The 11,293-nt window shown below is 46.4% G+C and carries 7 protein-coding genes; 4 read left to right on the top strand and 3 right to left on the bottom strand.

The genetic code is table 11. The features are described from left to right. Positions 1–55 precede the first annotated feature (55 nt). Together ASG33_RS23905 and ASG33_RS23900 are read left to right on the top strand one after the other, a co-directional pair. Positions 56–733: a response regulator transcription factor gene (locus tag ASG33_RS23905; protein ID WP_056291491.1), complete on the top strand. Its 678-nt coding sequence runs from the start codon at positions 56–58 to the stop codon at positions 731–733. Continuing rightward, complete coding sequence (locus ASG33_RS23900; protein ID WP_056291489.1) at positions 730–1,986, top strand: HAMP domain-containing sensor histidine kinase; 1,257 nt, start codon at positions 730–732, stop codon at positions 1,984–1,986. The genes ASG33_RS23905 and ASG33_RS23900 overlap by 4 nt, the downstream gene beginning before the upstream one ends. A gap of 34 nt (positions 1,987–2,020) precedes the next feature. On the opposite strand, the gene ASG33_RS23895 is transcribed toward ASG33_RS23900, so the two are convergent. Then, positions 2,021–3,478 carry a hypothetical protein gene (locus ASG33_RS23895; protein ID WP_056291488.1) on the bottom strand — a complete coding sequence of 486 codons (1,458 nt, stop codon included), beginning with the start codon at positions 3,476–3,478 and terminating at the stop codon, positions 2,021–2,023. Positions 3,479–3,655: 177 nt separating this feature from the next. On the opposite strand from ASG33_RS23895, the gene ASG33_RS23890 reads away from it, so the two are divergent. Next, a complete protein-coding gene (locus tag ASG33_RS23890) occupies positions 3,656–6,613 on the top strand; it encodes an FAD-binding and (Fe-S)-binding domain-containing protein (RefSeq protein WP_056291486.1) in 2,958 nt (985 codons plus the stop codon). Between the two features lies 1 nt (position 6,614). Here ASG33_RS23890 and ASG33_RS23885 read toward each other — a convergent pair whose 3' ends face one another. Further along, positions 6,615–6,866: a YrdB family protein gene (locus ASG33_RS23885; protein ID WP_056291484.1), complete on the bottom strand. Its 252-nt coding sequence runs from the start codon at positions 6,864–6,866 to the stop codon at positions 6,615–6,617. A 211-nt stretch (positions 6,867–7,077) separates the two neighbouring features. Between ASG33_RS23885 and ASG33_RS23880 the strand changes: the two genes are divergently transcribed. Next, the gene (locus tag ASG33_RS23880) at positions 7,078–7,818 is read left to right on the top strand and encodes a hypothetical protein (protein WP_056291482.1); all 741 of its coding nucleotides are present in this window, start codon (positions 7,078–7,080) and stop codon (positions 7,816–7,818) included. 2,007 nt (positions 7,819–9,825) lie between these two features. Here ASG33_RS23880 and ASG33_RS23860 read toward each other — a convergent pair. Continuing rightward, complete coding sequence (locus ASG33_RS23860; protein ID WP_056291477.1) at positions 9,826–11,286, bottom strand: SusD/RagB family nutrient-binding outer membrane lipoprotein; 1,461 nt, start codon at positions 11,284–11,286, stop codon at positions 9,826–9,828. Positions 11,287–11,293 lie beyond the last annotated feature (7 nt).

Raw genomic sequence — 11,293 nt, 5'->3', positions numbered from 1 at the left:
TTCCTAAATGTTTCCAGAATCGGAAGCTATTTTTGGGGCGGATCAATTCTTAGAGATGAAAGTATTAGTGGTCGAAGACGAAAAAGGACTTGCCGAGAGCATTGTGGAGTATCTGTCCAGGGAGGGTTTCGTGTGCGAGGTAGCAAATACCTTTTGGCAAGCCGATGAAAAGATCAGCCTGTACCAATACGATTGCACCATTGTGGATCTTACATTGCCGGACGGCGACGGTTTTAACATTGTACAAACATTAAAGAAAATAGCGGCTGCGACCGGTATCATCATTATTTCGGCGCGGAATACATTGGAGGACAAGATCAAGGGCCTGGAAATCGGCTCCGACGATTATATGACCAAACCGTTTCACCTGTCGGAACTGAATGCGCGTGTCAAATCCCTGATCCGCAGGCGCAACTTTGGCGGGAATAATGATATGGTTTGGAAAGAAATCCGCGTGCAGCTGCCTTCGCGTAAGGTTTTTGTAAATGAAAAAGATACCGTGCTATCCAAAAAAGAATACGATTTACTGCTGTATTTCCTGTCGAATATTGATGTTGCATTGACAAAAGAAGCAATCGCGGAGCATTTGTGGGGAGATCACATGGATTCTTCTGATTCCCTCGATATGGTATACTCCCATATTAAAAACCTCCGCCGGAAAATCATTGAGAAAGGTGGAAAAGATTACATTCAGTCCATTTACGGCATTGGCTACAAATTCACAGCTCCTTGAAACTACTTGAAAAGACAAGCCGGATCTATCTGCTCGCCTCGCTGTTTATTTACCTGGCGGTCGGAATTGCGTTTTACTGGATCATCACTTTCATGATTTATGATGAAGTGGAAAGTCGGCTGATGGTAGAGAAAAGGGATTTTGAAACCTATATCCATTCCAATAATACCTGGGTCAACAACTCGTATTTCGTTGAAAACAAGATTGAGGTCGTGCCTGTTGTTAAGATTCAAGATAAAACCGCATTCACTGACACGCTGATCTATAACAGGTATGAAGAAAGCATGGACCCGTTCCGGCAGCTCACTTTCTATACAATGATCGGCGGGTCGCCTTACCGCGTTACGATCAGAAAGTCGATCGTGGAATCGTACAAGCTGATTGAGGCGATTTCTGCTGCGATGATTACATTCCTGGCGCTGCTGATGATCGGTATGTTCGTTTTTCAGCGTAGTCTTTCCGGGAAGTTATGGCGACCATTTTACGATTCACTCGCCAAAATCAAGGATTTTGACTGGACCAGGAACAAGAAGCTGGAACTCTCCGCGAGTGAAATTTCGGAGTTCAACGAGCTGAATGAGGTTATGCTGAAAATGTCTTCTAAAATGCAGCACGATTATAAAAGCCTCCGGGAGTTTACAGAGAATGCCTCACACGAAATCCAGACGCCGCTGGCGCTGATCAATGCACGCGTTGAGCAGTTTATACAATCCAAAGACCTGAGTGAGGGACAAACACACTGGATCGAGGAGATTTACCACGCAGCCCGGCGGATGTCACGTTTGAATCAGGGGCTGTTGTTATTGGCCAAAATTGAAAACCAGCAGTTTACCGAACAGGAAGAAATGGACCTGGCTGCATTAATCCTGCTGCGGCTGAAAGATTTCGAAGATATCATTCTTCACAAAAACCTTACTGTCAAAACGGAGCAAACCGGGAAGTTCATCAAAATAATCTCGCCAGCACTGGCAGATATCCTGGTTACGAATCTGCTCAGCAATGCAATCAAACACAACTATCCCGACGGTCAGCTGACGGTAACTGCCGGTAAGGACTTCTTCATTATCAGCAATACGGGAAATGCATTGAAGGCCGCGCCCGACCGGCTTTTTGAAAGGTTTAAGAAAGAATCAAATGGAGCAGAGTCTCTTGGGTTAGGGCTCGCTATTGTAAAGCAGATCTGCGATAACTACGATTTGCAGATCGATTACCAGCACGTAGACTCCCTGCATAGTATCAGGGTTTTTGCGTAAAAAAAGCGCGGAGAACTGCTCCGCGCTTTTAAGTCTATTTCGCCACTTTCTGCAATTCCGCTTCAAGTGTATTGTTGGCCGGGAATTCCTGCGGTATCCAGCGGTTGATGATCTTGCCGGAAGCATCGGCGACTAAAAAGGGATAGCGGATATCGATCGCGTATTTGTCTTTCAATACTTCAATGTTTTCGTCAGAAGCCCACAAATGCTTCACATTCGGCCGCTCTTTGGCGTACTGCTTCCAGGTTGAAAGTGGAATACCCGGCGCTACTGAAACATAGACGAAATTCACCTTTGCGCCGTATTTATTTTCCAAAGCTTTCAGGCCGGGCTCGTGCTGACCAATGCTGAAAGAGAATACCATGCAAACCGGTTTTCCCTGCAAAGAAGCAATGGTAACTGCGCTGCTATCGGGTGCGAGCAGGGTAACATCCGCCAACTGCGCGCCTGGTTGCAATAAAGATTTGGTTTCAATCAGTTTAGCAATGTAGGTCCCGTTCTCCGATTGCGGGTAAGTTGTCTTGTAATCTTCCAGCAGTGTTTTAGCAGTTTCTACATTCGGAATCGCGGTTGCGGCGTAGTTGAGCCAGTAAGTAAGCAGGTACTCCTTCTGTTTGGGATACTGCGCCAGTTGTTCCTTACTGAATGCATACACATCTTTCAAGGCTTCCGGGCTGATCTCATAACGCGTCTGTGCATTGAGCGGATATTTTCGGGTAGACGGGATCAACGCCCAGTTGCGGAGCTCGTCGCGGTATGCCTGGCTCAGCAATGCGTCGTCGGGCATGATCTTGAAATCCGCAAGCGTCGCATCTTCCAGCTCTTTCCGCTGCGTGGCATCCAGTTGTGCGACACGGTTGCGGCGCATAATTCTTTCCTGTATCAGTCTCCGCGTAATGGCAGGCTCGGTGGCGGTTGTTGCGAGTACGTAGGCTTCAAATGCAGGTACTGCCGGATTGGCGGTCTTGAATTTCTCGTAAGCTTCCAGTCGTACTTTTTTCAGACTGTCGCTTTGCGCGATCACACTTTTATTGTCAACCTGCGAGGGTTTGTAGCCGAAAACAGGAAGGTATTGATATTGGTTTTCGAGAAAGTAGTTTTTCAGGAAAGTCTGATAATTGGCATTCTTGCCTGTGAATGTAATGTCATTGTTTTCTGCAAAGTTGATGGTCAGGTCGTCGCCGGGCTGCATGAACAGCATCCACGTCTTGTTGAGCCTGTTGCCGCTGTATTGCAAGCGCATCATCTGGGGTTTGTTAAGTTGTATTACTGCCTTCTCACTGGCTTTTTCAGCAAAGTTGACCGCCATTACAGGTTCCAGTTCAGCATCAGCCAGGCCGATGCCCAGATTGGGGTGGAAGTGAACATCTTCGCTGATCAGCGTGACATTTACGGGTCCTTGCTTGGAAACGGTAAGGGTAATGGTAGCAGTGTTTTGAGCGAAGGCGGAGAAGCTGAATAGTGTGAGTATCAGTAATGTAATTTTTTTCATGTTCTCGATCAGTGACGGTTTTTTGTAAGATTCGTGTGTAAAAATTGTGCCAATATACGTAATGGATTTTCGCCTTTGTGCAAGGCTTCTGTCAAATGGAGCCGCGCAATTTTCGATTACTGGTCAATAAGTAACATTTGTACCTTAATTTAGCCAGGCATTTTTCGCCTGTTCATTATGAGTCCTGTTTCCCAATTCCAGTTCAACGCGCTGCGCTCCCGGTTTCAAGGCGAGCTGTATTTCGATGATTCTACCTTACATAAAGCTCAAAAGTCAATTTACGCGACAGATGCGTCGGTTTACCAGGAGTTGCCGGTTGCGGTAGCATTGCCGCGGAATGTTCAGGATATCAAAGCATTGATCGAGTTTGCAAAAACAAATAAGGTAACCCTCATTCCCAGGGCGGCAGGTACTTCGCTGGCAGGGCAGGTGGTAGGGAAGGGAATTGTGGTAGATATCTCCAAGCATTTCAACAAAATACTGGAAGTGAACCAGGAGGAAAAATGGGTGCGCGTGCAGCCGGGCGTGATCCGCGATGACCTGAACAAATACCTCGCATCTTACGGGTTGTTGTTCGGTCCCGAAACTTCCACGGCAAGTCGCGCAATGGTGGGAGGGATGATCGGGAATAATTCCTGCGGGCTGCATTCCGTTACCTGGGGAGACACAAGGGGTAATCTGCTCGAAGTTAATGCATTGCTTTCCGACGGCGAGGAAGCCGTTTTTACAAATAACACAATACCTGATTTTACCAAAAAGATTGCCGAAAAGCAGTCGAAGAACGGACGCGAGCAGGCTATTATGGCAGGTATGTTCGGGTTGATATCCAATCCTGTTGATCAGGAATTAATTAAAAAGCAGTTTCCGAAACCAACAGTAACCAGACGAAATTCGGGCTATGCGCTCGACGCGCTTGTGCGGAGTTTTGAGCACGGGAACGTCAATCTCTGCAACCTGATCGCAGGTTCGGAAGGTACCCTGTGCTTTGTAACCGAGGCGAAGCTTGCATTGGTCGATGTTCCGCCGGCGGCAGTCGGCGTGGTTTGCATTCATACCAATTCCGTCGCCGAAGCCCTTCATGCCAACCAGCTGGCGATGAAATTCAATCCGAAAGCCTCCGAGCTGGTGGATAAGTACATTATGGATTTTACCAAAGACCATAATGTGTATTCGCAAAACCGGTTTTTCATGCAAGGCGACCCTGCGGCTATGCTGATGGTGGAGTTTTGGGGGAGCGACGAGGGGGCCGTAGAAGCCCAGGCCAGCGCATTGGTAAGCCAGCTTCGCGAGCAGCAGCTGGGTTATGCGTATCCGCTTCTGTTCGGAGATGATGCAAATAAAGCCTGGGATATCCGCAAAGCAGGTTTGGGGCTAATCCGAAACCTGCCCGGCGACACACAGCCCGTCAATCTGATCGAAGATTGTGCCGTGGCGGTTGAAGACTTACCTGCCTACATTGAAGAAGTAGAGTCGCTGCTGCGCTCACACAACCTGCACGCTTCATATTATGCACACGCAGGCGCCGGCGAGCTGCACGTGGAGCCGATGATCAATCTGAAAACCTCTGAAGGAAAGGCACTGTTCAGACAGGTACTGGCAGATACTGCCAGGCTTGTGAAGAAATACAATGGCGCACTTTCGGGAGAGCACGGCGACGGGCGGTTGCGCGGCGAGTTCATTCCTTTTATGATGGGGGAAGAAGTATACGAAATGTTCAGGCAGGTGAAGCGGATCTGGGATCCGGAAGGGATTTTCAATGCGAACAAGATCGTCGATACCCCGCCTATGAATGAGTTTCTGAGATATCAGCAGGACAAACCCCAGCCGGAGATCAAAACCGTTTTCGATTTCAGTAAACAGGAGGGTATCCTCCGGCTTGCTGAGAAATGCAGCGGTTCGGGCGATTGCCGCAAGACCGAGTTGACGGGCGGTACCATGTGCCCCAGCTACATGGCGACACGCCGCGAGCGCGATACTACCAGGGCGCGTGCCAACATCCTTCGCCAGTATTTTACACCAGCCGACAAAAAGGAGAAAATAGAAGCCAGCCAGGAAATGGTAAAGGAAATTCTCGATCTCTGCCTTTCGTGCAAAGGCTGTAAGTCGGAATGTCCGTCGAGTGTGGATATTGGTAAAATGAAGGCCGAATTCACGCAGCAATATTACGAAAGTCACAGTATCCCGGCCCGGAGTAAGCTGATTGCGAATTTCTCCAAACAAATGAAATTAGCATCAATCGCCCCTTGGGCATTCAATGGCGTATTTGGTCAGCCTGCATTGCGGAAAGTGGCCAATAAAATGGTAGGCTTTCATCCTGACCGCAGTATGCCGTCGCTGGCCTCGCAAACGCTGTCACAATGGTGGAAGAAAAGGAAGAAGCCGGCAGTTAATGCGCAACAGATCGGTACCGTGTACCTGTTTTGCGATGAGTTTACCAACTATAATGATGTAGAGATCGGCAAGAAGGCGGTTGAGCTTCTGGAAGCGCTAGGCTATGAAGTCATTTTCCCGAAACATACGGAATCGGGACGCTCTTATCTTTCTAAAGGTTTTGTGAAAGAGGCGCAGAAGCTGGCGATTGAGAATGTCAATTTGTTAAAAGACAAAATCACCTACGATACGCCGCTGATCGGCATTGAACCTTCGGCAATTCTTTCGTTCAGGGATGAATACATTGATCTTGTTCCCGAAGAGGAGCGCAGCAATGCACAGCGGATCGCTGAAAACGCATTGCTCTTCGAAGAATTCATTGCCCGGGAAGTGGACGCAAAACGCATTAACAAGGCCGTTTTTACACAAAAAAAGCAGCTTATCAAGCTGCACGGGCACTGTCATCAAAAGGCATTATCAACCTTAACTGCTTCCAAAAAGATGCTATCGCTTCCCGAAAACTTCCAGACACAGCTTATTCCTTCAGGTTGCTGCGGAATGGCGGGATCATTTGGGTATGAGGAAGAGCATTACGATGTTTCTATGCAGATCGGCGAACTGGTGCTTTTCCCAACTGTCCGGCAGCAACCCGATGACGTCATCATAGCTGCTTCCGGGACAAGTTGTCGCCACCAGATCAAGGATGGCACGGGGCGCAAAGCAAAGCACCCCATTGAAATATTGTGGGAAGCATTGATCCGATAACCTATTCGGTACCTCTTACGTGTTCCATTACGGTGTCAGCAGACATTTGGCTAGCGGTGTCTGTCGCTACCGTGTCCGATGTTGCTGCACTTTGGGAAGGGTTGTCAGACTCCCGAAAGTTTTCATCATGGTTGAAAAAACCTCCCCAAAAAGCGATTGCCATCAACACGATACCTACTCCGAGAATCCATTTCCAAACGTTCTTGGTGTTTTTGGTAGCTCTTGCTTCTTTATCTGTTTCTCGACTGTCCATGGTTCAATGATTTAGTTTGAACAGACTCTTACCATTTTTATACCAAGGCTAAAAGCAGGCTCCTGCGGCCATTTATATAACATTGTGTTGATAAAATTTCCCCAAACTAAGTAGGTGAAATAAAAATGTAATAAAAGACCTATGTTTGATGTTAGCATAAGTGAAAAATCATTACAAACGGCCATTCTGTTACTTTTTAAGCCCACATTTCATGAAGATTTCCCTCAGGTACTTCGCATTGTCAATCCTGTTTTTTGCATTGGTTTGCACCCGGAGTTACGGACAAAATACAAGGAGCTTTCTTTCTGTAACAGCCGGTTACAGCTTGCCGGTAGGTGAGCTGGCGCGTGAAAAACTGGACGATCCGTTTGCAGGGCTCACGGGCTCGGGTTACTTCGGACAAGCCAATTACGACTTCCGCCTTTCACGTGGTTTTGGATTACGTGCCTCGGGGAGCATGAACCTGAATACCACCATTTCTCAGCCGATTGTGGACAAAGCGAACGATTACGCAGAAGTGTTGGGTGAAACTTTCCTTTGGGATGCCAAAGTTTCTAAATGGAAACTGAACGCATTGATGATCGGCCCGGCATTCTATATCAATATGGGCCGCGCACAAATTGAGGTACATGGTCAGGTTGGTAAAGTCTGGGCAGATTCTCCTTCCGTAAATCTGGTAGGACTTTCTCAAACGGGCGGCGAACCGATCACTGTTGATTTAAGACCGGCTTCTACTTCGGCTTTCGGGCTGGCAGGAGGCGCAAGTTTACGATTACCGATTGTAGGCAATTTATTTTTCCAGTTGAGCGGGGATGTAATCGGTGCAGAAGCTGAGATCAATGATGTGACGATCCGGGTGGTAAGAGGTACTCTGGAATTTGCTGAACCTGTCAGTGAAAAGCGGTTCATCGGTGTTGTAAACGTGGGCGCAGGCTTAGGTATCGCATTTTGATTTACATAAATACCAAAAAAGAAAACCGGTTGGCGCCGCAAGGCTGACCGGTTTCTTTTTGTACAATGGTCTGCTGAGTCGAAACCGCACTGGATTCAGTTTATTGAAGTAGAATTTTGACGTTGTTTGACTCTGATTTTGTTGAGATATGCAAATAATAGATGCCACGTGGCAGGTCCCGAACATCAACTTCGATCTTTTTGCTGCCTTTGAAGTCAGAATTTGAATACTCCTGCATTGTGTTAATAGATTTTACCTGTTTCCCACTGCTCTCGCTGAGTAACGTTATTGTTGAAGCTGCGCAAACAGACGAATATGATCTTACCTTCAACGTGCCATCCGAGGTGCCTGTAATGTATGCCGTGCTTGTCCCACCAGGAGAGCTTGCCGTTATACCGCCTGTTGTACTCCATTCATAGTTGGTCGCATTCGTGGCGGAGGCAGTGATGTTTTGGGGAGTACATAATAGGATGTCACCAGAGTTGATGGTCGGCTTTGTTGGCATCGGAGGTGTGATGTTCACAGTGATGCTTTTTTTCGTTGTTCCATCACTTCTTCTAGCTTCGACTTTTATCGTTGCAGGGGCATTACCAGGAGAGGCAGTCGCCGCAACACTTGGAGAGTTGGTTTGTAAAGGTCCACTCCAGCCCGGTGGGTACGTGCATCAGTATACGCAAGTGGCGGCTGGATCTGTTGCTGGCGCAGGGACAGAGATAGCGACTGTTAAAAAGTGTAACTTATAAAAATGGCTGAGATGGGATGTATATCGAAATTCACTCCATTTGTATTGGCGGCGTCTAGTTTGGGAGATACCGGTTGGTTATCTATATTGACTTGCTGAGTACTACTTCGGACTCTCAAATATGACAACATACATCTCGTTTCTAAGGAAATGGCAATTCGATCGGTAATAAAGTACTTGCCCCCAATGAAAGGCGCTATTCCGATTCCAGAAGTGTGTCCTTTCTCCTGTGTAAATGTCGAAGTGGAATCGTTTAATCCAATTCCAACCGTGCTATTCACTTTGATGAATTTTAGGCGAAAATCAACACCATAGTAATGGACAAACCGCCTGGATTTCCGCTGTCTCTCGTAGCCAAGGTCAAAAGACAAGTCATATGATCTTGGCTGATTTGTACCCTTCACTGAGGGATTGGGCATGTATTCCAGTGCGAAATTTGGCCGAAAGCGAAGAGCGTTTTCCTGAAATTGCCTCTTGATAATCAGACTGTATCCGGAAGACATTATTGCCCGCTCACGGCGGTCGAACAGGAGGGAGTGCAGATCTACGCCAACTTCCCACTTGGGAGGTTTTTGTGCCAGATCCTGAGCCGCTGAATAGCTCGAAAACTGTGAATAAACAAGAATGGCGAAACATGTCTTAATGAGTTTTTTCACTTTAAGTTGATCGATTACGTTGCTTTGTTTTAGGCAATTCTATTTAGAATACTTAATTCCTTAATTCTGACATTGTATTTTGCTAGGTATTCTTTTAACAATGTCGATTTGTGCTTATATGAAATTGCTTATGTGTTCAGATTGCAGGCTGAACAAATCATGTCACAATCTGTTTGAAAAATGCTTTGGTCATTTTGACTAAGTATTTACGAAATAAGAAGCTGATATATACGAAGGACATTTCTATTTGTGTAAATAGAAATGTAGCATGTACAAAAAATGCATTTGATGTATTGAAGATCGATGATCCTATCCTTTTAAAAAATATTCTTCGACCAATACATTTATTTCTTCGATGAATTATATTAATGCATCGACAAATGAAGTTTTCAAGCGTACCAAAAGAACATGTGTTAGGAATAAGGAATTCTTTCGTGCCGAATAATCGGGCCAATAAAATGAATAATAGAGCAATACGATGATTGAAATCATAGTTCCAGGTGCAAAAAAGACCCGGCCTGTGCAGACCGGGTCTTTATCAAACAAAACTGTTTAGGTATAAGAACTTAAAGCCTCTACGGGCATACTAAATGCCGTAGGTATAAATGCTTATTTGGCAAACCAGAGTTTCATTTTCATATCATTCTTTCCACCCTGAGCAGTAAGAGCTGCGTTGAAGTTCTCAAAATTCAACGATTCCTCTGATCCGGGATAAGGCATTCTGGTAGGAATGACGTTTTGGTTCGTGTTCAAAACAGGAGGTTGCAAGGCAGGCAGGCCGGTTCTGCGGTATTCTGTCCAGGCTTCCAATCCCTGTCCGTACAATGCGATCCATTTTTGCTCCATGATCTGGGTGAAACCGTCTGCTCCTGCTTTCAGCGCATTGGCTGTCAAGTATTCAGGAGCAACTGTGAGTTTATACTGCGCATGAGAAGCGGTAATTGCATCTGTATAATTCTTGGCGGCATCTCCGGCGGCTGCAATACCTTTGTAAGCAAATTCGGCTTTGAGAAAAAGCAGTTCTGCATAGCTTAATATCACAGCTGGTGCGTTAGGCGCGATGAAATAGGAGCCCACACGTGAAGTGAATTCCAGCCCCAATGCGCCTGCTTCTGAGGAGGATAGTCCATTTGGCACACCCACATAAGCCGGGTTTTTCGTAGACAGGTTGGCATAAACAGGCAGCCTGGAATCATTCAAGGCTTTGAGTTTATTAACCAATGTAGCACTTACGCGGTGATCGTCGCGTGTTTTGCGGTTTACATTCACAGGGTTCTGGTTGTTGGTCACGTCCAGATAATTAAGCTGAATGTTTTCAGAAACCGAGGTGATGACCGGATACTTCACGGGATCGCTCAAAATCCGGGTAACTTCGGCCTTTACGTCAACCGGTGCATCTGCTTTGTCAATCATCCTGCTGAGAATTCGCAGGCTAAGCGTGTTTGCAAACTTTTTCCATCTGTTAAGATCATTGCCAAAAAGAATGTCGCCAGTGATTGCCATGTTATTGTCAGTCGTATTGATCGTCTCGCCAGCAGTTTTTAGTTCAACCAAAAGTGCTGCGTACACATCTTTTTGTCTGTCATATTTAGGTAGCAAATTGCCTTCCAGACCTTGCAATGCGTCTTTATAGGGAATATCCCCGTAAATGTCGGTCAGCAAAGAGAAGGCCCACGACCTTAATATAATAGCGACAGACTGATAATTCACATTGCCGCTTTCCTGACCAATCTTGTAAATGCGCTGGTAATCGGCCAGCGATTCAGTATATAGTCCCTGCCAGCCGGCTGTGTAAACGTCGCTTGAAACCGTATACTGATCAATGTCGGTATACTGAACTCTGGCCCAATGCTGAGAGAAACCATCACCCACATCCATTCCGAGAGCACCTCCCCAATAAATATCCACTGCACTCTGAATCCCGTGAGGAAGGAACAAGTCGGCTGTGGCGTTGAATGCACCGTTATTGTTGGTGTTGATTTCGTCGAATTCTCCGGTGCAGCTCGAAAAGCCCAGTAAGCTGACGGAAAGAAGAACTCTGAAAATGAATGAATTTATAATCGTTTTCATATCAATT

Origin of the sequence: Dyadobacter sp. Leaf189 (assembly GCF_001424405.1) — a bacterium.
Lineage (GTDB): Bacteria > Bacteroidota > Bacteroidia > Cytophagales > Spirosomataceae > Dyadobacter.
Note: the sequence above shows the minus strand (reverse complement) of the source record. Positions and strands in the feature narration are given on the sequence as shown.